The 22,207-nt window shown below is 33.7% G+C and carries 20 protein-coding genes and 1 other annotated feature; of the genes, 13 read left to right on the top strand and 7 right to left on the bottom strand.

All coding sequences use genetic code 11. The annotated features are described in order from the left end of the window. Positions 1-57: 57 nt before the first annotated feature. Positions 58-1,530, bottom strand: coding sequence for a polysaccharide deacetylase family protein (locus R9X47_RS10220; RefSeq protein WP_432666705.1), 1,473 nt, complete (start codon positions 1,528-1,530; stop codon positions 58-60). 598 nt (positions 1,531-2,128) lie between these two features. Between R9X47_RS10220 and R9X47_RS10215 the strand changes: the two genes are divergently transcribed. Continuing rightward, positions 2,129-2,644, top strand: a complete 516-nt coding sequence (locus R9X47_RS10215; RefSeq protein WP_432666704.1) for a DUF5698 domain-containing protein — start codon at positions 2,129-2,131, stop codon at positions 2,642-2,644. Positions 2,645-2,807: 163 nt separating this feature from the next. On the opposite strand, the gene R9X47_RS10210 is transcribed toward R9X47_RS10215, so the two are convergent. After that, positions 2,808-3,245 (bottom strand): MarR family winged helix-turn-helix transcriptional regulator, encoded by a 438-nt coding sequence (locus R9X47_RS10210; RefSeq protein ID WP_432666703.1) that lies wholly within the window; start codon positions 3,243-3,245, stop codon positions 2,808-2,810. Between the two features lie 403 nt (positions 3,246-3,648). On the opposite strand from R9X47_RS10210, the gene R9X47_RS10205 reads away from it, so the two are divergent. Next, positions 3,649-4,827, top strand: a complete 1,179-nt coding sequence (locus R9X47_RS10205) for an MFS transporter (RefSeq protein WP_432666701.1) — start codon at positions 3,649-3,651, stop codon at positions 4,825-4,827. A 204-nt stretch (positions 4,828-5,031) separates the two neighbouring features. Here the strand turns inward: R9X47_RS10205 and R9X47_RS10200 are convergent, their stop codons facing one another. The 3 genes from R9X47_RS10200 to R9X47_RS10190 all read right to left on the bottom strand — a co-directional run bounded on the left by R9X47_RS10200 (position 5,032) and on the right by R9X47_RS10190 (position 7,319). Then, positions 5,032-5,802, bottom strand: coding sequence for a GNAT family N-acetyltransferase (locus R9X47_RS10200; protein ID WP_432666700.1), 771 nt, complete (start codon positions 5,800-5,802; stop codon positions 5,032-5,034). A 223-nt stretch (positions 5,803-6,025) separates the two neighbouring features. Then, a complete protein-coding gene (locus tag R9X47_RS10195; protein WP_432666699.1) occupies positions 6,026-6,571 on the bottom strand; it encodes a cupin domain-containing protein in 546 nt (181 codons plus the stop codon). A 79-nt stretch (positions 6,572-6,650) separates the two neighbouring features. Then, positions 6,651-7,319 (bottom strand): helix-turn-helix domain-containing protein, encoded by a 669-nt coding sequence (locus tag R9X47_RS10190; protein ID WP_432666698.1) that lies wholly within the window; start codon positions 7,317-7,319, stop codon positions 6,651-6,653. 594 nt (positions 7,320-7,913) lie between these two features. On the opposite strand from R9X47_RS10190, the gene R9X47_RS10185 reads away from it, so the two are divergent. Beyond that, positions 7,914-8,363, top strand: coding sequence for a GNAT family N-acetyltransferase (locus tag R9X47_RS10185; protein WP_432666697.1), 450 nt, complete (start codon positions 7,914-7,916; stop codon positions 8,361-8,363). A 106-nt stretch (positions 8,364-8,469) separates the two neighbouring features. Here R9X47_RS10185 and leuS read toward each other — a convergent pair whose 3' ends face one another. Then, the gene (gene leuS / locus R9X47_RS10180) at positions 8,470-10,881 is read right to left on the bottom strand and encodes a leucine--tRNA ligase (RefSeq protein ID WP_432666696.1); all 2,412 of its coding nucleotides are present in this window, start codon (positions 10,879-10,881) and stop codon (positions 8,470-8,472) included. Positions 10,882-10,972: 91 nt separating this feature from the next. Then, positions 10,973-11,193: a binding site (T-box leader), on the bottom strand. A 327-nt stretch (positions 11,194-11,520) separates the two neighbouring features. Here leuS and R9X47_RS10175 point away from each other — a divergent pair. The 9 genes from R9X47_RS10175 (at position 11,521) to thiD (ending at position 19,895) form a co-directional block, all read left to right on the top strand. Next, entirely contained in the window at positions 11,521-12,000 is a 480-nt protein-coding gene (locus tag R9X47_RS10175; protein ID WP_432666695.1) for a hypothetical protein, read from the top strand. 87 nt (positions 12,001-12,087) lie between these two features. Next, positions 12,088-12,756: a response regulator transcription factor gene (locus R9X47_RS10170; RefSeq protein ID WP_432666694.1), complete on the top strand. Its 669-nt coding sequence runs from the start codon at positions 12,088-12,090 to the stop codon at positions 12,754-12,756. Beyond that, positions 12,756-14,105: a sensor histidine kinase gene (locus R9X47_RS10165; protein WP_432666693.1), complete on the top strand. Its 1,350-nt coding sequence runs from the start codon at positions 12,756-12,758 to the stop codon at positions 14,103-14,105. The genes R9X47_RS10170 and R9X47_RS10165 overlap by 1 nt, the downstream gene beginning before the upstream one ends. A gap of 229 nt (positions 14,106-14,334) precedes the next feature. After that, positions 14,335-15,999, top strand: a complete 1,665-nt coding sequence (locus R9X47_RS10160) for a S8 family peptidase (RefSeq protein ID WP_432666692.1) — start codon at positions 14,335-14,337, stop codon at positions 15,997-15,999. Between the two features lie 351 nt (positions 16,000-16,350). After that, complete coding sequence (locus R9X47_RS10155; protein WP_432666691.1) at positions 16,351-16,959, top strand: energy-coupled thiamine transporter ThiT; 609 nt, start codon at positions 16,351-16,353, stop codon at positions 16,957-16,959. Continuing rightward, positions 16,960-17,625 carry a thiaminase II gene (gene tenA / locus R9X47_RS10150; protein WP_432666690.1) on the top strand — a complete coding sequence of 222 codons (666 nt, stop codon included), beginning with the start codon at positions 16,960-16,962 and terminating at the stop codon, positions 17,623-17,625. Positions 17,626-17,636: 11 nt separating this feature from the next. After that, positions 17,637-18,467 (top strand): hydroxyethylthiazole kinase, encoded by an 831-nt coding sequence (gene thiM, locus R9X47_RS10145; RefSeq protein ID WP_432666689.1) that lies wholly within the window; start codon positions 17,637-17,639, stop codon positions 18,465-18,467. After that, a complete protein-coding gene (thiE, locus tag R9X47_RS10140; RefSeq protein WP_432666688.1) occupies positions 18,448-19,104 on the top strand; it encodes a thiamine phosphate synthase in 657 nt (218 codons plus the stop codon). The genes thiM and thiE overlap by 20 nt, the downstream gene beginning before the upstream one ends. After that, the gene (gene thiD, locus R9X47_RS10135; protein ID WP_432666687.1) at positions 19,101-19,895 is read left to right on the top strand and encodes a bifunctional hydroxymethylpyrimidine kinase/phosphomethylpyrimidine kinase; all 795 of its coding nucleotides are present in this window, start codon (positions 19,101-19,103) and stop codon (positions 19,893-19,895) included. The genes thiE and thiD overlap by 4 nt, the downstream gene beginning before the upstream one ends. A 159-nt stretch (positions 19,896-20,054) precedes the next feature. Here thiD and R9X47_RS10130 read toward each other — a convergent pair whose 3' ends face one another. Further along, the gene (locus R9X47_RS10130) at positions 20,055-20,762 is read right to left on the bottom strand and encodes a TVP38/TMEM64 family protein (RefSeq protein ID WP_432666686.1); all 708 of its coding nucleotides are present in this window, start codon (positions 20,760-20,762) and stop codon (positions 20,055-20,057) included. A 521-nt stretch (positions 20,763-21,283) separates the two neighbouring features. Here R9X47_RS10130 and R9X47_RS10125 point away from each other — a divergent pair. Then, positions 21,284-22,189, top strand: a complete 906-nt coding sequence (locus tag R9X47_RS10125) for a CPBP family intramembrane glutamic endopeptidase (protein ID WP_432666685.1) — start codon at positions 21,284-21,286, stop codon at positions 22,187-22,189. The last annotated feature ends 18 nt before the right edge of the window (positions 22,190-22,207 follow it).

Genomic DNA, 22,207 nt, shown 5'->3' with positions numbered 1-22,207 from the left:
CTATTACAAATTTAAAGGGACAGTGTGTAGCTGTCCCTCTAGTACTTTAATTGGGTTTTATTTTCGTAGATGATATAACTTGCCTGGAGTAGCCGTTGATGGATCTTTATTAAAACCTAATAATTGACTTACTGTAACAAACTTATATCCCTTAGCTATTAGATCGTCAAGTATAGGGCCTACTGATTCGGCAGTCCACTTATAGATATCATGCTGTAAAGTAATATCTCCATTTTTACTTTTAGACAATATGTGAGCAACTATTTTTTCCCTATCCTTACTTTTCCAATCTTCAGTATCAACTGACCATAGGATAATCGGCATATTAATTTCTTTTCTAACACGACTATCAACCGAACCATAGGGTGGGCGCATTATTGTAGGATAGAAACCTACTGTATTTTTTATAACTTCTTGAGTGTCATTGAGCTGTTTTCTTATTTCTTCTGGTGAAACACGTGTGAGCTGTTTATGATTCCAAGTGTGATTACCTATTTCACTTCCTTCAGCCACAATCCTTGAAAGCAATTCAGGATAATATTGAACTCTATTTCCTAGAACGAAAAATGTAGCAACTGCGTTGCGTTTTTTTAGCTCATCTAGAATAAGCGCTGTATAGGACGGATGAGGACCATCATCAAATGTAAGGGCAATCACTGGAGAACCGTTGGTATTGACGATTGGAGGTTGTACTGGCTCTTCTGGAGTTTCAACAAATTCATCATCTTCATTCTCGAAGGGTTGATAAAAGAACTCAGAGCTTAATATATTTTTTAATTCCTCATATTCTATTTCTACATATTGAGGTCCGGCTACCCAGGGTGCAACCTGAAATTCTGAAAAGTGAAAAATGATGGAGTTATTTGTTAGTACAAAATGCTTAAAATTCTCCACCGATGGAGAAGTACCATCTTTTATCCAGTCTTCATTAACATAGTCTCCTAGGCGACCGCTTTCAGTAAGCTGCTTAGATGAAATCTTAGAAAGAATATTAAGATAATCTGAATCCTTCTTAAAAACATCATTTAACATAAATTCGTATCCAGTATCGAGATTGTAAGTCTTTGTGTATATCTCATGGATGGAATGAGCACCACCTGTGAAGCTATGTACATCAAATTTAAAGCTTACAACTTCATCGCTTGAGCGGAAAACATTATAATCAATATTTAACTCATATACCCATGAGGAAAATCCCCCCTCAGGCGGAGTACCCTCGAAAAACTCACTTGCATCTTTTTTAAAGTTTGAAATATGGTCTTGATTAATTTTCGATACTTCTTCATTTATCTCGTGATTAGTTGTTATGGGATAGTGAACTCCTAGAACATAATAGTCGCCATATTCAATTATTGATTCAATATCGATACCTTCAAGCTTCCTACTTTTTGACTTAAGAAGGTATTCATGCTCTCCTTTCTCTGGTTTGGGTATTTGCTCTTTTCCTTGTTGAACTTCTAAAAACAAAAAGATAATAATAGAAATTATAGTTAGAAAAATTAATATGTAAGCCGATTTAATTTTTTTCATGTTGTTATTTTAGTTTAGTGAGGAAGTTAGTTCAAGGGGACAAATAGTGGTAATTATTGCTATACATCATATATTCATCCTTGCAAGAAATGTTAAGGTATGATATACTAGTAAAGTTAGTTAATTGATAATGATAAGCTGAATAGAAGTATATGTAATTTTTAACAATAATCCTATCGTTATTTCTAAAATTATTAGTACATACTTTCCATTCAATTTCTATGAAGTACAAGAATCAGATGCCTTTCTTGTTTAATGTTAGAAATCCCTAGAATATTCAATAATTTAACTAAAGTTGATTTAATCTATTTTGAAATTTCAATATAAGTTATTTGAGTACTTGATTATTTTACTAATATATAAAGTGGTAGCTTTTTTGTGGGCAAAATTATATTTACTCACAAAAAAAAGATGCTTGATTGAGCGTGTTCAGATTTTGAGAATATGCTTTGAATACTATTAAAATCTAAGAATTAGTATAGGTGCCAAAAATCAAACAGGAGCTTTGAACTAAACAATACACTAATAAAAAATAATATGAAAATAGCAATAAATAAAAGAAGGAAGTGAGATTATTACACAGAATGTTATATTAGGCGTGATTGGTCTATTTCTAATAACATCGTTTACTAATATTTTAGCAACGCTAAAAACGATACTAATATCAAAAAAAATCATGAATCCAGTTTATCTAGTTGTATTTGTAGATGCTATGATTTTTGCAACGGTTGTTACAAAGGTAACTAGTTCAACGGGTTTACATTTCACTGTTGCTTATGCACTGGGGAAGACGGTAGGAGTATTTATAGGTAGCAGAATTGAAGAACGATTAGCACTTGGTATTTTAGAAGTAGATGTATTTTTAAAAAATAAAAATAAAATGATTAAAATAGCGGAAAAACTTAGAGAAGAAGGTTATACGGTTAACAACTTTCTGGCCAGAGGTAACAATGGAGAGAGAAGGTACAAGATTGAAGTCGTAATTAAGAGAAATGAATTTAAGATACTTGAGGATATTATGGATGAATATGGTGTTAGTAACCCAACCTTAAAAATTAAAAATCTAAGTAAAGTTAACGGTAAAATAAGTATGACGAGAATTAAGGCAGTATAATGCATAATTTCATATACTAATTTAATGTTGAGCTATGTTATTTAGCTGAGGTGACTAAGAAGATATCTTTTAAAGATTAAATTAAAAGGTATCTTCTTTCTATATGCTCTTTTTAAACAATGATCAGGGAGCGTGTTTTTAAAATTCTATTTTTTTAACTATATCATCTTAAATTTTGAACAACGTCATAAATATTTTCTGACATTCGAATTAATAATTCCATGGTCATTTGCTTTTCTCCAGGTGAAAAGCCCTTAGACAAAATGTCGTTTATTTCTAGTGTTATACTAAACACCTCATCGTGGAACCTATGGCCTTTCTCTGTTATATATAACTTCTTTTGTCTCTTATCTTCCTTACCTTCTTTCTTTTCCACATAGCCTTCTTCAACTAATTTCTTTAATACCTTTGTAACTGTAATCTTATCTAACATTAAGGAATGACCTAACTCACTTTGAATAACTCCTTCATGATTATGAAGGTAGTGGAGAATTTGAAGATGACTTTTATTAATACTATATTCCTCTAATTTTTTATTAAAACAGTAATTCATATTTCTAGAAATGATTGTTATATACTTGCTAAACTGATCTTTTTTCACTCATCTCATCCTTTTTTCTTAAATTTCTTTCTTATATAGACAATTATAACCTTCAAGAAAAATATTGTAAAGTAGTTGCCGTTGGAAACAATGATAAAGTTTCAAAATGAAACTTATATTATTATACTGAAACTAATTATGCTGATAAGTTATTTGGAAAATGTGTTGTGTTGAAACAATACATGTTGGAAGTTGACTGGGGTTCGTTACGAAAAGTTAATGAGCTACTTTTGTGTTAAAACGATAAAAAATGATTGTGGTTTAGCAAAAAATATAAAAATAGTTTCAAAAATAAACTATATATGTTATGATAATAATATGCAATTGCAATTATAACTTTTGTAAAAGTTGACATTACCATGGGTACAGTTTGTAAGACAAGGAAAATTGAGGAGGAATGAAGATGAATAAAAGATTAAGTATAACGATCTTATCTTTGTCGCTTCTAACAGTTATGGTTGGAGCGACAGTGGCTCCTGTACTAGGAGTGATAAAGGAAGTGTTTAAAGGTGTTGACCCACTTTATATAAAGCTAATATTAACTTTACCTGCAATTATATTAATTCCATTTAGCATTATGTCGGGTAAGTTAGCTCAATTTTACAGTAAGAAAAAAATCATCATAATCGGTTTGTCGTTGTACATTATTGGTGGTATAGGTGGTGGATTTACCCAAAGCATTGTTCAATTACTTGCTTTTAGAGCTGTTTTAGGTATGGGAATCGGATTGATTTTGCCTCTATCCACTGGACTAATCGCAGATTATTATAATGGTAATCAACGTACGAAAATGATGGGATATTCAACGGCCGTAAACAATCTAGGAGGTATTATAGCAACACTTTTATCGGGAGTATTAGCGGCAATTAGTTGGAGATATGCCTTTGCAGTCTACTTGACAGCTGGAATAGTTTTTGTGCTAGTTGTATTTTTCTTGAAGGAGCTACCAATGGTTAAGAAAGAAAGATATGAGAAGAGAACAATCAACTCAGCGGTATGGAAGATAGCCTTTGGGACATTTATCGTATCAGTTATTTTCTACGCTGTACCAACAAATTTATCCTTGTTTCTAGCGGAGTTTAGCTTAGGTCAATCAGGAACTTCAAGTATATTTATATCTTTATTGACATTCAGTTCATTTATAGTAGGGATGCTCTTTTTTAAGATAACAAAGCTGCTTAAGAATTTAAAGGTTGTTATCTCTTTAATAATTATGCTTATTGGGTTTGTTATCCTATCTTTCACGGTTAATATTATCTTTATTGGATTTGCTATTGTTTGTGTAGGGATAGGATCAGGATTACTATTGCCAACATTTATGCTACAGGCGACAATGGTAGTACCTAAGAACGAAGCAACTTTTGCTCTTGCAATTGTAAGCAGTAGCATGTTTTTAGGACAATTTTCATCGCCGATTTTGAGTGCACTTGTTCAAAATCTATTGAATTCAACAAGTACAAGGGTTGCTTTTTATACTTCATCCTTATTATCTATTATCTCAATAGTGGTTATGGTTATAAGGAATAGCAAAAAGTCATCGGCTATAGAGAAGATACAAAGGAACAGTTCTGATGTGTGTTAAATAGGGAATATATAGAACTCGTCTATTTGTCATATACCAATGAGACGAGTTCTATCAAAATATTGAGAAGTCCAAAAAAAATGGGGATTAATACTTTGCGTTTGATTAGAGGAGAGCAATACTATACTGGATTGGTTCAAAGCGATAGAAGGTTAGTATAAGGTGAATTACAGATATGGTGCTCTATAAAAAATACCCATCATATCATTTTAGCATGCTATATTTCTCTAAATACTTAAGAAGTTTCTTTTCTGTTAAGACCTCATTAGTTACAAAATTTCCATCAATGAATAGAGTGTAGATTGTACAAGGTGTAGGTGAGCTTTGTGCATCTTCTACAGTTTCTAACTTGTTTATTTCATATGGAATATTCTTTTCCTTGAGAACATTTTCAGCAATGGGAACATATTTGTCTGTATGTGGACATCCATTAGAATAATAAATAACTACCCCTTTTTTATCTATCCTACCAGTCTTCACACAATCATTAAATTGTGGAAGTGTATCCACTTTCTCAAAAGGCAAATATAATAGCTCAAAAGATGGATTGGCAGTATCACATATTTCAAAGCCTTTGTGCTTCAAAAATTTAGGATCTGTCAAGAAGTGCATTTTCTTTTTAGACCCAAGAGTCACAAGTCCCTTTTTTCCTTTAAGTTTAGAATCTTTTATACACTCTTCTAAAAGCTGATTAGCATACCCCTGTCCTTTAAATTTTCCAGAAACCCATAGACAGTTGATATACATAAAATCAGGAGCAGTAATAGGTGCAAAGCATTTTTCGGCAGGTATATATTCTATAAAAACTTTACCTCTCTGGTTTAGTTTTTTAAATACAAGCCCATCTTTAAAACGTTCCTTTAACCACTGCTTTTTACTACCTACACAGTTTTCGCCTTTCTTTTCACTAATTGCACAGCAGATATGTTCGGTGTCTATATTATCTTTATTTAAAGTTACAATTTCATGATTCATAGATAAAACCTCCTCTTACGTTAGTATATCTTAATTATACTAGATGTAATACGACAACAGCATGTCGCATTAAATCAAGTTTTTTTTATTAAGTACTTTTTACTCAAAGAGGAGAGAGTTCTGATACTATAATAAATAGGAACCAAGGACAAGATGCCCAAAGTTCCGTGAAAACTTATAAATATATATCAAGAGAACTCTAAATCAGAGCTATTATAGATTATTATTCTGCAAATCCTACAGGCATTTTAGTCTGATGTCCGTTAACACTTAGCTTTCTTATGATATCCTTAAGATCAGGATACTGTTTTTCAAGTTCTTCTCCGATAGCTGCTTCAAAGCCAGTACCGGTAAAGCCAGGAGCCATGGTACAACCAAATAATGCATACACACCTCCTGGGGCTAAAGCACCTGCTTGCCAAACTCCTGCGGGAACGACGTATTGTATTTTCTGCCCACTCAGAACATCGCTACCTAATAATACTTTTTCATGGGTTCCGTCTGGATAAAGCAAATATAGATAGAAGGGATCTCCACCATAAAAGTGCCAAACTTCATCGGATTGAAGTTTATGGAAACAGGAAACACTTAGAGGTTCATTGCAATACATTCCTATCATTGCAGTACCACATGACTTTCCATCGCTATTAGATTCGGTACTTCTGTAGGTGCTATTATAAAAAGTTCCTTCAACAGGTAATCTATCGAAGTTAAAGTGCCTAATTAAGTCTTGAATATGAGTTGGAAAATACTCTATATCCTTTAACATTATAAATCCTCCTTTCGGGAGTTAGGGTGAACTATCTATATAGAACGCACTTATAAATTTAAAAGATTTATTACGATTCCTATATAGAAAATTCATTTTTGATAATTTTTCCTAAAACTTTTACTTTATTCATATCAACAGTCATAGCAGAATTATCATTTGCACACTTTGATAGTACAACTTTCTTGTTTACGTCTTTTTTCAATTGTCTAATCATTTTCTTGCCACTCATTTCAAATAAATATATACAGTAATTTTGTATGTCTTTAGTTATAGATATAGTTAACACATCATCTTTCTTGATTCTAAAGGCTTCCATATCGTCATTTGGAGATTTTACAAACATTATTTTATCTGGATGATGACCTTCAATTTTCTTATTTATTATAGGTAACTCCTTATAATCAGTAATCTTCTTAGAATTCAGCTCATATATTGGATACTTTTTAATAACTCCTGCTAAAGCATCTGCCCAGATTTGGTTTGGCTCAACGGGAATAGTTCCCTGAGGTCTAGGAGCAGGTTTAGCTTTTTTAGGTTTTTCTATAACTTTTTCTTCTTTAACAAATTCTTCTTTAGTTCCTAGGGACTTTAGAATCTTCTCGGCAACACTTTCATTTACAATCTTCTTACCTGATTCAACTTGTATTATATAGCCAACTGACAAACCACATTTTTTAGCCAGTGCTTTCTCTGTTAGTCCAGCCTTTATTCTAGCTTCCTTTATCTTCACTGCAAGTCTGTTCATTAGAATCACCTCTATTGTTTTAGATTATTTTAATCCGAATTATTCATGAAAAATTCGGGTTTAATTTCCAACCAAAGGGAATTAGATATATTAAGATTATACTAAATATACTTAGATAGATAAACCGCTAATGCATTTTATAAGAAGAAAATCACGATGACAAATTAAATACTATTGAGAATAAGGTAAGATAAGTAAATTAGTAAGGTGGATTGCATAGGTTTAATAAAAAATAGAATTAAAAAATCAACATGGTTTGATGCAGTGGTACTGGATTAATTGTCGCAAAATTAAGAATTGACAGGAAAAATAATTAGCAGTAGAATCTAGTTACAACTCTAATTATATAGATTGATATTTTTTAATGTCTAAGTCATGAATAAAGAGAGCAGTTAGATCAATTGATTAGGGATGTATTAAAACACATGGAACTATAACTTTAGGTTTTATTTTGAGTTTCTAATTAGGGTCTAACTAAAAAAAAGGAGGGGAAAATGGGAAAATGCCTTTGACGTTTTCTATAGCTGATTAAGAATAGGAATAATTTGAGAGAAAGCTAATAACAGATTTAACTGAACAGGGGGATAAGATATTATGAAATTAGTTGAGAATGTCCCATTGGACACAAAAATTATTGAAGAGTTAATCGCTGATAAGGATGATATGTTTCTTGTATGGCCCATAGCAAAATTTCCTTTTGATCATGAGCAATGGAGAGAAAAACTTACAAAAGATAAAAGGAATATATCTTTATTGCTATATAAAGATAATTTACTTATTGGCCAAGGTGCACTTATAAAAACAAAAAATGAAGATGAGTACGCATTAAGCTTTTTATACATAATACCAGAATTGCGTTCACAAGGTTATGGTGAAAAAATGATTGAGTTACTTGAAAAATATGCTAAAGATAACTTAAATGCAAAACAGCTTTGCTTAGTAGTTAGAACATATAACCCAAGAGGTTTGAAATGCTATTTAAAATGTGGATTTAAGGAAATTGGAAGAGAAGATACTTTGATTAAAATGAATAAGCGTATTTAGGTCTAATAGAATGCTCATTCTATAGGACATTCTAGAGTTTGGAATAAAAAGAGGCTGCCTCATATAAAGGTTGATATGCTCCCATTATGAGACAGCCCACTAAACTTTATTTCACAACTACATTAATAATCTTGTTAGGTACATATATTTCTTTAATAATTGATTTACCATCAATCTTATCTGCAATTGCTTCTTTAGCTTTATTTAAGACACTTTCTTTATCTTCATCTACACTAATCGTTATAGTTGCTCTAACCTTACCATTGATTTGGACAGGCATTTCAACTTCATTTTCCTTCATTTTTTCTAGATCGTACTCAGGCCATGAACGCTCAAATACACTTGTATCATGCCCAATCATCTCCCATAGCTCTTCTGAGATATGAGGGGCGAAAGGTGCTAAAAGAGTTACTAATGTTTCTAATGTTTCTTTATCCACTCCGCCTTGTTTTCTTGAAATATCAATAAGCTTATTATTATATTCCATGAAGGCACTTACTACAGTATTTAAGTGGAAGCTATTTAAACGATTAGTCACCTCGTAGATAAGCTTATGTCTAGCCTTTTCCATTTCCTTCGTTGGTGTAATATCTTTATCAATATTATCTGTAACAAGCTTCCATACTTTATTAATAAATCTATAAACACCATCTATACCTCTGTCATCCCATTCAGAGTCTAACTCTGGAGGACCTACAAATAACTCATATAGTCTTAAAGAGTCACATCCATACCTTTCAACAAGTTCGTCGGGTGAAACAACATTCCCCTTAGACTTACTCATCTTTGCACCATTTTTACAGATCATACCTTGATTAAATAGACGCTTAAATGGTTCTTCAAAATCTACAACTCCGATATCGTATAAAAACTTGGTGTAGAATCTAGCATAAAGTAAGTGTAATACGGCATGTTCTATACCACCAACATACATATCCACCGGTAGCCACTGACTTGCCATTTCCTTTGATACAAGCTCTTTATCGTTATTTACATCCACGTATCTTAAGAAATACCAAGAAGATCCTGCCCACTGAGGCATTGTATTAGTTTCTCTTTTAGCTGCTCCGCTACACTTAGGGCATGTTGTATTAACCCAATCTTCTATTGCAGCTAGCGGAGACTCTCCTGTTCCAGTTGGCTCGTAGGATTCTACGTCCGGTAAAGTGACTGGTAACTCATCTTCAGGAACTGGAACGGCACCACACTTGTCACAGTGAACAATAGGTATAGGCTCACCCCAATAGCGTTGTCTAGAGAAGACCCAATCTCTCAATTTGTAATTGGTTGTCTTTTTACCGATACCTTTTTCTTCAAGGTAATTAGCTATAGCTTCCTTTGCTTCAGTGGATTTCACTCCATCAAAGGTACCTGAGTTTACCATAACACCCTCATCGGTATAAGCATCTTCTAGCTGCGTAAGCTCGTCATCAGGATTCTTAATTACCTGAACAATAGGTAAATCAAATTTTGTAGCAAAGGCAAAGTCCCTTTCATCATGGGCAGGAACACACATAATAGCACCTGTACCATAGTCTGCTAATACATAATCTGATATCCAGATTGGAATCTTTGCACCATTTAATGGATTGATTGCATATCCACCTGTGAAGACTCCTGTTTTTTCCTTTTCTTGCATTCTATCCACCGATGATTTCATTGATGCCTGATGTACATACTCTTCAACTGCTTCTTGATATTCCTCTGATGTCAATTTTTTTACCATTTCATGTTCTGGAGCCAACACCATGAAGGTAGCACCAAATAATGTATCAGGTCTAGTAGTAAATACCTTTATACTTTCATCTAATCCTTCTATATTAAAGTCAATCTCAGCACCATATGATTTACCAATCCAGTCCGATTGCATTTTCTTAACTTTATCAGACCATTCTAATCCTTCTAAATCATTAAGTAATCTTTCAGCATAGGCTGTTATTTTTAACATCCATTGTCTAAGATTTTTCTTAGTCACATCAGCACCACAGCGGTCACAAGCACCGTTAACAACTTCTTCATTAGCTAGGCCTGTTTTACAGCTTGGGCACCAGTTAATTGGCATTTCTTTTTCGTATGCCAAGCCTTCTTTAAACATTTTTACAAAAATCCATTGAGTCCATTTATAGTAGTTAGGGTCTGTCGTATTTATCTCTTTTGACCAATCGTAGATAGCACTTATTTCGTGCAATTGTCTTTTGAAATTCTTAACATTTTCAGCTGTTGCTATTGATGGATGGACACCCTGTGAAATAGCATAGTTTTCAGCAGGTAAACCAAAAGCATCCCATCCCATTGGATGAAGTACATAATGACCTTGAAGGACCTTATAACGACTCCACACGTCACTAAGTACATAACCTCTCCAGTGACCAACATGAAGTCCACTTCCAGAAGGATAAGGAAACATATCTAGGCAGTAATACTTTGGTTTATTTTGTTCATCTTTGTTAATTGGGTTATTTTCCCAATTAGCTCTCCACTTCTTTTCAATCGTTTTATGATTGTAAGCTAAGCTCATTTTTATTCCTCCTTATAACAAGTCTTTACTTTTATATTGTGAGTTAAAAGAGTATTCCATTTTTCCAAATAAAAAATCTCTATACTAAATGTATAGAGACGAGAAATTCGCGGTACCACTCTAATTTATTATCATATCAGAAGTCTGATATAACAATACCCTCAAACTTATAACGGTAAGCTGCCGTCCTATCTTACATTATTTCATATAGGATACTCTGAGGCGAGTTCAACGCTTACGATACTGTTTCACACCACCCAACAGCTCTCTACAATCGATCAGCTATTTACTACTCCTCTTCACTGCATTTTTAATATTAAGCTAATGCAAAAATAATATCATAACACTTTTAGAAATTCAAGTGGCAGAAATTTTTTGTGCTTAAATTTTTATTGTCCTTTATATATTATTGAGCAAGTACTAAATTTTTTTTTACTTCTTCAATGTTGAAATCCTTAAACAGAGCTTTAGTAATTTCACTTTATTGGCTTAGTATAAATAGAGATGAAACATATGATAAATAATAGTAGGTTTTTATATTTCTTAATTTGACACATTTCTAGCATAATTACATTACAATCATTTTTTATAATTAACTTGTAAAGCAAATAAAATAATAAATATTAGGAGGAGTACAAAATGAATATGAAAAAATTAGTAGTATCAACATTAGCAGGAGTAATGATTATAGGAAGTATAGGGGTATATGCAAATTCAAACAGTGCAAAACAAGTAGGGAATACACAATCTGCCTATAAAGTAGAGAATGGTAAGGAATTTAAACTAACAGAAGAAGAAGAAAAAGAGCTAGAGAAAATGAAAATAATGAGTCAAGAGGAACTATTAGAGTACATTGAAGAGCATAATCCAAGAGTAATGCCACCTTTAAAAACTACAGCTGCAAGTGAATCAAAGAATTTTAAGTCATCTAATACAACAACAGGTTCAACTATGCCTGCAAGTGAATCAGAGAATCCCCAGGAATCTAAACTAACGAAAGAAGACAAAGAAGCGTTAGAAAAAATGAAAAAAATGAGTCAAGAGGAACTACTAGAGTATATTAAAAAGCATAATCCAAAACTAGTGCCAGTTATAGAAAGTGCACCTGTAAAAAAGTAAAATAGAATATGACAAAATAAAAGAGGACCCTTTATTTCGGTTCTCTTTTACTCTATAATAGATTGAAATATGGGAGGAGAGAATAGCATGAAGTATAGAATTAATTTAGTTGAAGATGAGGAAAGTTTAAATGAAATCTTATCCTATTATATAAAACAGGAAGGGTGGGAATTAACTTCCTTTACGACAGGGATAGAAGCTCAAAGAATGATTGATCAACCGCCTGATCTATGGGCTTTAGATATTATGCTCCCAGATATAGATGGTATTCAACTATTAATGGAAATTAAAGAAAAAACACCGAATGTTCCAGTTATATTTATGTCTGCAAGAAATAGTGACATGGACAGAATTATGGGCTTGGAACTAGGTAGTGATGATTATTTAGCTAAACCTTTTTTGCCTAGAGAATTAATCATACGTATTAAAAAGATAATGCAAAGAGTATATGGTAATAGGAGCAACTTAAATGACGATAAAGTAACAATGGACACCTATCAGATAGATAAACATAAAAGAATAATGACATTAGATGATAAGGAGATTGGTTTAACATCAAAAGAGTTTGATTTGCTTCTTTTATTTATTGAAGCAAAAGGTCAGGCCCTTTCTAGAGAACAGATTTTAGAAAACGTATGGGGTAGTGATTCCTTTTATACGGAAAGAGTAGTTGACAATTTAATCAAAAGATTGAGGAAGAAGATGCCAAATTTAAGAATTGAAACAATCTATGGATATGGCTACAGGAGGGTATAATGATTAGAGCAAAATCATTGTCTATTCAAATTTGGTTATGGTTTATTGGGTGTATTGGTATAAGTGGAGTAATAATAGCTTTAATTATTTATGGTTCTTTAGAAGTCTATTTAAAGGACCAGTTATTTAGTAATATAGAAAAAGAGCAACAGATGATAACATTACAAAGTGCAGAGAATAGAGATAATGAACAATTAATAGCACCAACTACCCAAGCTATATCTAGTGTCGAGGTTAAACATATTGTAAAAGATGATAACGATTTTCAAATAAAAGCCCAAATTACGTCACCAGCGAAGGAAGGTTCGTTGACTAATATAGGCGAAGAGCAGTTTAGTAGTGAAGGAAGGTATGAAGATGAAAACACTTACTATGTTATTACTAAACAAGCAATAGAAGATAAGGATGTATATATATATTCCTATGCAGTTCAAAATATGAGAAAGGAAGTTTTGAGTAGATTTTGGTATGTCTTCTTGGCCATTCTTATTGTTATATTAATTATGTTTGTACCAGCCCGTATAATAGCAAAAAGACTAACTAAGCCATTTATAAAGTTGGGAAGGGAAATGGAGAGTATTGCAAAACGTCAATGGAACGAACCGATCTCTTTAAAGGGGTCAGAAGAGTTTAGAGATTTAGCAGAATCATGTGAAAGTATGCGTCAACAGTTGGTTGCCTACGATAATAAACAACAAAATATGCTACAGAGTATTTCCCACGAATTAAAAACGCCCATAATGGTTATTAGAAGCTATATACAAGCAACAAAGGATGGGTTTTATCCTAAGGGAGGTCTAAATAGCACCCTAGATTCTATAGATCAAGAAGCAATTCGGCTCCAAAAAAAGGTATTTGATTTAGTTTACATTACTAACTTAGACTATTTAACTACCCACCATAAAGAAGTAAAACAAGTGGATATAAACTTGAAAGAGATCATAGAAAGAGTATATGATAGATTAAAGTACAGACGAACAGATGTGGATTGGGACTTAGAGCTTGAGGAAACTCTAATCAAAGGAGATAAGGAGCAATGGAAGGTAGTCTTTGAAAATATATTACAGAATGGACTTAGATATAGCAAAGATGAGATCAGGATTTCATTAAAGAAAGAAGATGACCAAGCAGTTATTAGAATATATAATAATGGCTCTACTATTGAAGATAAGAAAAAAGACAAACTATTTAACGCCTTTCAGAAAGGAAATGATGGTGAAAGTGGTTTGGGACTCAATATTGTCAAACGAACTATAGATTTGTATGGTGGAGAAGTTTGGTTTGAAAATGAAGATGAGGGTGTTTCGTTTTATATTTCTATTCCACTAAATAAAAATATAAAAGAGTAAATGAAATAAAGAATATGGATATATATATATATATTAAACTCACAGTATTTACCTATATGGGAAATGGGGGGATATCAGTTAATAAAACTATGACTTTTATTAGCTGATATCCCCCTCCTTTTTTTGTTATTTTTCATATTTCATAATTTGACACATTTCTAACACAATTATATTACAATCTTTTTATACAATTAACTAGATTAAAATTATGATGAAGGGGAGAAGTTAAATGAAAAGAAAAGTATACTCATTAATATTGCTTATAAATATTTTGACTCTTTGCTTTATAGGATATATCAATGAAGTTGAAGCATTAGATGTAAATCAATTTACTCCTGAACCACAAAAGACCGACAGAATAATAGCAAAATACATAGATGAAAAAACTGGAGAAGAAGTATGTGAAAGTATTCAATTAGACACAGAAATGGCTATAGTAGATTTAGAAGCACTGGAAGCATCCTTATTAAGCCCAGGCTATGAATATATTCAACCAGATTATAAAAGGCAGGCATATGGAGGAACTCCCATATCTTGGGGTACTAAGAGAATTGGTGCTGATAAACTATCTAAGAAACTAGAAAGTGCCGATGGATTTGTCACAGTAGCTGTAGTAGATACAGGGATTGATTACAATCATGAATTTCTTAGTAGTAGATATGTAGGGGGGTATGATTTTGTAGATAATGATAACGACCCTATGGATGAAAATGAACACGGCACACATGTTGCAGGAATTATAACTGATGCTACTCCCGATAGTGTTGGAATAATGGCTATTAGGGTTCTAGATGCTACTGGAACTGGCTATGACTCCAATATTGCTAAAGGCATTAGATATGCAGTAGATAATGGAGCAAACGTTATTAATATGAGCCTAGGAGGGGTAGGTTTTTCACCCTATATGGATGAGGCAATAGATTATGCCTTAAGTAAGGATGTAATGGTTGTAGTGGCAGCAGGTAATGATTCAAATGATGTTCGATATTATTATCCTGCACAAAAGGAAGAAGTAATTGTAGTAGCAGCAACAACTAGAAGAGACGAAAGAGCCTATTTTTCAAACTATGGTTCAACTGTTGATATTTCAGCACCGGGAGACGATATTTATAGTAGTACACCTGGTAATAATTACTCAAATTTAAGCGGAATATCAATGGCTACTCCCTATGTATCAGCAGTAGTTGCAATGATTAAACTAGATGAATTAAATAGAGAATCTGATGAAATAGAAGAGTTACTGTTATCCAATATCGAGGATCTTGGAACAAGTGGATGGGATGAATTATTTGGTCAAGGATTGGTAAATGTAGGTGATTTCAATGATGGTACAGAAAGCTTTGAAGTGATAAGTCCCTCTAATAACACCGCCCAGACAGATAGTATTACTGTTAAATATGATTCTAACAATCATAAAGGTGATGATTTAAAGATTTATTTAGACAATGATTTAATGTTAAATGAGAAAATAGATAAGGATGGAGTTGGAGAGAAAATAATAGATATCTCTAATATTTCGCAAGGAGATTATACGCTTACTATTGAACTTGAAAGTTACAAGAATAACATCCCTATAACAATTATTGATGATAGTGAATATGTTCTATGGGAAGACGGCTGTACTGTCTCAGCAAAGAAAGAGTGGACAATTAAGCTCAACGCTGAGTTAGATGAATCAACATTATTAGATAATATCTTTATATTAAATACCAATACAAATAAATTTGCATCTATACAGCCTGAGCTTTCAGACAATAGAAAAGATATAATAGTTAAACATGAAAAATCATTTGAAAGTCACACAGCCTATAGTCTTTATATAAATAAGGGAATAAAATCTAATGATGGTAAAGAGCTGAAAAAAGGAATAAAGATGATATTTGAAATCGAATAAATTATGGAGGCTCCTAGTTGTGTAAAAGATTCGAAGTCTAGATTTTACAATTTCAGGGAATACCATCTTTTACCCAGAAAGTCTTGATGTATAACGTAAAAAGAGGTATAATGAACTATAATTTTATAGAGACGGGGAGCTTGTGTAATCAGGCTGAGAGTACATCTATTATGATGTAGACCCTTTAACTTGACATGGGTAATGCCAGCGTAAGGAAATGATTTTAAAACGTGTTTTGAACGTGCTACCTTTCTGTAGCACGTTTTTTTGTTGGATATCCTTAACTTGATTAGCGTTCTGTTCCTTGATTTTATAAAATTAAAAATTACATAGAGAAAGGTAGATTTAATCATGAATAGTGCAATTATAATTGCGATCTTACTGACTGTAGCGATATTATTTGTAAGTGTGCGTCAGTTAATAGGTATTAAACTAAATGTGAAATTACTTGCCCGTGTAGGTCTTGTTTCTGCAATGACCATGGTGCTTTACACCATCAAACTCGTACCGTTTCCACAGGGAGGTGGCTGTAGCTTACTTTCAATTTTACCCATTATGCTGTTATCGGTGTTATATGGCAAAAAAGAGGCTTTATTATCAGCCATTGTTGTTGCTTTATTGAAGATTGTTGTACAACCACCGTATTTTGTCATGCAATTGCCTCTTGACTATTTTGGTGCCATGATGGCAGTAGCATATACACCTATGTTTGGAACGGAGAATAAAGCAAAGCTTGCTTTAGGTGCCAGTCTTGCAGTGATGCTATCAACATTTTTCAGTATTCTTTCGGGGACGATTTTCTTTGGACAATTTGCACCAGAGGGAATGAATCCATGGCTATATGCGACGATTTATAACGTAACTGGTTATGGTGTAGAGGCATCCTTAAGTGTACTAGTTCTTATGCTATTATCAACTAACAATTTTTCACGATTACGTGTTAAGAAAGCAGGTGCTTAGATGACATTTTCAGAGCGATTGGTAAGAGATCCACGTGTACAGGCCTATTATGAAAGCTATTTAGACCATCCTTTTGTAAAGGGTATTGGAGAAGGTACACTGTCACGTGATAGGTTTAAAAAGTATTTAATTCAAGACTCTCTTTACTTAAAGGACTATGGAAAAGTCTATGCAAGTGCATTTCTATTGGTGGATCGTATTGAAGACTTACAGTTCTTACATAGTTGTATTGGAGTAGTGGTTTCAGATGAGACCAATATGCATACCCAGTATTTGATGGATTATGGTTTAGATGTTTACAAAGTAGATAATGATCCTGTTTTGCCAGAGAATAGAGCTTATCTCGACTATATGCTGGGATTTGTACCATCAGGTAATGTTAAAGAAATTTTTATGTCAGCATTGCCTTGTACTCTTACCTATGAATATATTGGAAAAGAACTTAAAAAGAGATATAAAGATAGATTGGAAGATAACTATTATAAAGCGTGGATAGAAGCCTATGCAGGAAAAGACTTTGAAGTATTTAGCGTGGAATCCTGCCGATTATTGGATAGACTTTGTGAGGGGATTTCAGCGGAGGAAGAAGAGCATCTCATTCAAATATTTTTAAAGGCTTGTGAGCATGAAATGGCTTTTTGGGAAATGAGCTATAAAATCGATTAAGGAGGAGCATTATGTTAGAAGGAATGATGACAAAGATTAGAGAAAAAACTCCACTAGTCCATAATATTACAAACTATGTGACGGTAAATGATTGTGCTAATATTATTTTAGCAACAGGAGGTGCACCTTTGATGGCAGACGATGCAAAGGAAGTAGAGGAGATTGTAGCCATTAGTAGTGCTCTTTATCTAAACATAGGGACGCTTAATACGAGAACGATAGCTTCCATGTTTTTAGCAGGAAAGAAGGCTAATGATCTTGAAAAACCGGTGATTCTAGATCCTGTTGGAGTTGGTGCCTCTGCACTACGTAATGACACAGCACGAGAGCTACTAGAGACTATAAAATTTGCAGTTATTAAAGGCAATAGCTCAGAAATCCGTGCTCTCTATAACAATGCAAAAACTACAGGAGGGGTAGATGTTCAGGAAGAGGATATCATCACTGATGATACCTTGGATTCAGCCATTGACTTTGCAAAGAAGGCAGCTTTAAAATTTAATAGTGTTGTTGCAATGACTGGGACTATTGATATTATTACTGACGGTAAAAGAGTGGCATTGTGTCGTAACGGGCACTCATTAATGTCACAAATTACAGGAACAGGCTGTATGCTTGGAAGCATGATTGCAACTTATTGCGGTGGGCAACCAGATAAAGCCTTTGAAGATGCAGTACATGCTATTGTTCACATGGGGGTTGCCGGTGAAAATGCTGCTGAGAAAGTGTTGGAAAGAGAAGAAGGAACAGGTCATTTTCGCCTGTATCTATTAGATTCAGTTGGATTGATGACAGAAGAAGAGCTGAAGGAAGGTGCACGTGTTGAATACATTGAAGGATAAACTGCGATTATATTTGGTAACTGATCGTTCTTGGTCCGATAAGATAGGTCTTTGTGAGCAGGTTGAAACCAGCCTTAAAAAGGGTGTTACCTTTTTACAACTACGTGAAAAGCATTTAGAGAAGGATGCATTTTTGGCGTTGGCCGAGGAGATGAAAGCCATAGCAGGTCGTTATAAAGTACCATTTGTAATAAATGATGACGTTGATATTGCCATTGCTTGTGATGCCGATGGTGTACACATTGGACAGGATGATGAAGGTGTTGCTGAGACACGTAGACGTCTTGGTACCGAGAAAATACTTGGAGTCTCTGTTGGTACCGTAGAAGAAGCTCTTAAAGCCACCCAAGAAGGTGCAGATTACTTAGGGGTTGGAGCTATGTTTCCAACGACTACAAAGGGTGACGCTACAGCCGTTGCCATCGAAACTCTTCGTGAAATTTGCAACGCTGTTGATGTACCTGTTGTGGCTATTGGAGGTATTAGTACCGATAATATAGGATTCCTTCAAGACAGCGGTGTTTCTGGTGTTGCAGTTGTGTCCGCTATTTTATCGAAACCGGATTGTGGACATGCAGCGGAGGATCTACGTAAGAAGTGCGACGTATTATTTGGTAAAGTGGAGGAAGAGCTATGAAGACAGTTTTAACGATTGCAGGATCAGACTGTAGTGGTGGTGCAGGTATTCAAGCAGATTTAAAGACATTTATGGCCCATGGTTGTTATGGCATGAGTGTTATAACGGCATTAACGGCTCAAAACACAACAGGTGTTTATGGGATAGAAGGTTGTACAACAGACTTTATAAAGGCACAAATAGATTGCGTATTCACAGATATACCTCCTGATAGTGTTAAGATTGGTATGGTGGCTTCAGCAGAAATTATCGAAACTATTGTCAGTGGGCTGGAAAAGTATAAACCAAAACATGTGGTAATTGATCCAGTGATGGTGGCGACTTCTGGAAGCTTATTGCTGGAGAAGACGGCAGTGACAGCTCTTTGTACAAAGCTGTTGCCACTGGCAACGGTCATAACACCTAACTTATATGAAGCAGCACTGTTAAGCGATATGGACATTGAAACGGCAGAGGATATGATGGTTGCAGCTGAAAAAATAAGTCAGATGGTGAATGGGTATGTTTTAATCAAAGGTGGCCATTTAGAAGGACATGCCAACGATTTGCTCTATGTAGATGGTCAATACCATTGGATTGAAGGTCATCGTGTAGAAAATCCCAATACCCATGGAACGGGCTGTACTCTTTCTTCTGCTATTGCAAGTAACCTTGCTTTAGGATACAGCGTAGAAGAGAGTGTTAGATGCAGTAAGGCATTTATTACAGGTGCTATTGAAGATCAGATGGACTTAGGAAAAGGGCGTGGGCCATTGAACCATTGCTATCAGATGGAGAAATCAAAGGTTTAAGAGGATGACCCTTTTAACAACTCAATTATCAAACATTAAAATTAGAGCAATATAATACAATGGGGCGGTTCAAAAGTATCTCGAAAATAGATACATTAGAACCGCCCCATTGTATTGTCGCTCTTTTGTTTTGCTCAATATTTTTACAGAAAAATGATTTTAAGTAAATTTCAAGTTTTTATGTTTATTCAATTTTCTTAGTATAGTAGGCAAAAGAGCAAATAAACCGAGAGCTATTAAAGCCAATAGTATATTTAAGGACAAAATATCCTTTACTGATTGTATATTCCCTAAGTTAGTCCCTGCAAGTGAATAAACGAAGGAAGCTGGAAGAATACCTATGGTAGTTGTCCAAATAAAAGTCTTTAATGAAACCTTTGTAATTCCTGAAATTAAGTTAATTAGAAAAAATGGAAATATAGGCATTAGATGGACAGTCAAAAGATAATTTGATCCATTTTCTTCTATCTCCTCATTAAACTTTATAATCTTATCGCTATATTTATTCTGAATCCACGATCCAATCAGATATCTTGAAAACAAAAAGCATAGAGTTGCACCTATTGTAGCAGATATATTAGCATATATCATTGCAGGCAAAGTTCCAAACAGAAAACCCCCTGAAATTGTCAAGACCGTTGCACCAGGAATTGCAAAGGTGACTACAACTATGTAAAGCAAACTATAAAGTACCATGGCGAATATATAGTTATTGTTAACATATTCCTTCCATAAATCTTTATTAAGTTGAAGATTTTCAAAGCTTAACCAAGTACTAATGTTGGTATATCGATAGAGAATAAATCCTATGGAAAGTATTACTATCAGGCTAAATAATTTTTTACGATTTTTTATTATCATCATCATCTACCACTACTCCTCAATGATTTAATAGGATATTTTTCACAAACATCTGAGATTGTTGACAAACCCGAATTTCTTCGTTGTTGCCTCAAGCAAGAACCCTTACGTATGTTTATATACGCTGCGGGCTCTTGCTTTCATCACGCCTCGAACTTCAGATTTCCAGGCAGTCTATCATTTTGTAGACTTCGTCTACAATCGGGGATATTTTTTAAAAATATCTTTTTAAATTTTATGGTTTAAATTATACAATTAAATTATGAAGATATTATGAAAATGGTAATATAATTAGAAAAAAAGAAAGAGTAGTAGATTGCTAAAAGATACAATTGGACTATTAGGATATTTCAAAGGTTATAATAGTTAAATGATTACTTTATCATACCACATATTGTTTGTACTTGACTTTATACTTTGTTTTCAAAAAGTATGCTGTCGAGTACTCAAATAGATAAAATTAATTCTATTTTCTCTATTGCTGTGCAGTTAACTACACATGGTAAACTGTCTTGAGAGGTGAGAATATGAGAGATTATAATGGTGGTTTTTCAAAGGAAATAGGACTTTTTAAAAAAGCTGAAAAGTCAAAGGTTAATAGGAATTTTATTTGGTTTTGCATACTTGCGTACTTACTTGTAATTGCAAGTGCAATTATTCCAACGATTGCGGGAGAGTTTTTTCTTCAAGCTGAATTAATAGGCCCGTTGGTGGATCATGTCATTTTCGGTTTGACATTAAGCTTTGGAGCGTTAACCTTAGTTATTGCATTAATAGTTACTAAAAGAGAAAAAAGAAGTTTTAGAGATATTGGATTTCAAAAATATGGAGCCTTGAAAAGTTACTTAAGAGGATTTGGAGTAGGGCTTCTTTTGATGGGAGTTAGCACGCTGATAATATTTGTATTAGGCGGGTTTAAAATAGTACCTAATACCGAGGGCGTAGGGATTAAGTTTTTACCTACAATTTTGTTTACACTTATAGGATGGATAATTCAAGGTGGAACAGAAGAGGTTCTATGTAGAGGTTGGATGTTGCCATTGATGGGAAGGAAGTATAATGTCCCCTTTGCAGTAATTGTAACATCTTTATTCTTTATGCTTCTTCATAGTAGCAATAATGCAATGAGTCTTGTGCCCATACTTAGTCTGATTGCATTCGGAATCTTTGCGGCTTTATATGTGGTTAAAGAAAAAAGCCTATGGGGAGTATGCGGACTTCACACTTCATGGAACTGGATGCAAGGAAATATTTTGGGAGTTGAAGTGAGTGGTTCAATTTCACCCGGTGGCTCATTGATAAAACTCCAAGCAGCTGGCAATCCGTATATTTCAGGAGGAAGCTTTGGTGTTGAAGGAAGTATAATATGCACTGTGGTATTTATGTTAGCATCGGTATACCTTTTTATGAAAATTAAGAATACTGAAGCATAGAAAAAGGAGATACATTTT

Origin of the sequence: Wukongibacter baidiensis, assembly GCF_050888315.1 — a bacterium.
Taxonomy (GTDB): Bacteria; Bacillota; Clostridia; order Peptostreptococcales; family Caminicellaceae; genus Wukongibacter; species Wukongibacter baidiensis.
This window is presented reverse-complemented; position numbering and strand designations above follow the sequence as displayed.

Coding starts and splice junctions, on each gene's coding strand:
- R9X47_RS10185 (WP_432666697.1), top strand. CDS start 7,914: ATGAAATTAGTTGAGAATGTCCCATTGGACACAAAAATTATTGAAGAG.
- R9X47_RS10155 (WP_432666691.1), top strand. CDS start 16,351: ATGAATAGTGCAATTATAATTGCGATCTTACTGACTGTAGCGATATTA.
- tenA (WP_432666690.1), top strand. CDS start 16,960: ATGACATTTTCAGAGCGATTGGTAAGAGATCCACGTGTACAGGCCTAT.
- thiD (WP_432666687.1), top strand. CDS start 19,101: ATGAAGACAGTTTTAACGATTGCAGGATCAGACTGTAGTGGTGGTGCA.
- R9X47_RS10220 (WP_432666705.1), bottom strand. CDS start 1,530: ATGAAAAAAATTAAATCGGCTTACATATTAATTTTTCTAACTATAATT.
- R9X47_RS10195 (WP_432666699.1), bottom strand. CDS start 6,571: ATGTTAAAGGATATAGAGTATTTTCCAACTCATATTCAAGACTTAATT.
- R9X47_RS10165 (WP_432666693.1), top strand. CDS start 12,756: ATGATTAGAGCAAAATCATTGTCTATTCAAATTTGGTTATGGTTTATT.
- R9X47_RS10130 (WP_432666686.1), bottom strand. CDS start 20,762: ATGATGATGATAATAAAAAATCGTAAAAAATTATTTAGCCTGATAGTA.
- R9X47_RS10175 (WP_432666695.1), top strand. CDS start 11,521: ATGAATATGAAAAAATTAGTAGTATCAACATTAGCAGGAGTAATGATT.
- R9X47_RS10205 (WP_432666701.1), top strand. CDS start 3,649: ATGAATAAAAGATTAAGTATAACGATCTTATCTTTGTCGCTTCTAACA.
- R9X47_RS10200 (WP_432666700.1), bottom strand. CDS start 5,802: ATGAATCATGAAATTGTAACTTTAAATAAAGATAATATAGACACCGAA.
- R9X47_RS10170 (WP_432666694.1), top strand. CDS start 12,088: ATGAAGTATAGAATTAATTTAGTTGAAGATGAGGAAAGTTTAAATGAA.
- R9X47_RS10190 (WP_432666698.1), bottom strand. CDS start 7,319: ATGAACAGACTTGCAGTGAAGATAAAGGAAGCTAGAATAAAGGCTGGA.
- thiM (WP_432666689.1), top strand. CDS start 17,637: ATGTTAGAAGGAATGATGACAAAGATTAGAGAAAAAACTCCACTAGTC.
- R9X47_RS10160 (WP_432666692.1), top strand. CDS start 14,335: ATGAAAAGAAAAGTATACTCATTAATATTGCTTATAAATATTTTGACT.
- R9X47_RS10125 (WP_432666685.1), top strand. CDS start 21,284: ATGAGAGATTATAATGGTGGTTTTTCAAAGGAAATAGGACTTTTTAAA.
- leuS (WP_432666696.1), bottom strand. CDS start 10,881: ATGAGCTTAGCTTACAATCATAAAACGATTGAAAAGAAGTGGAGAGCT.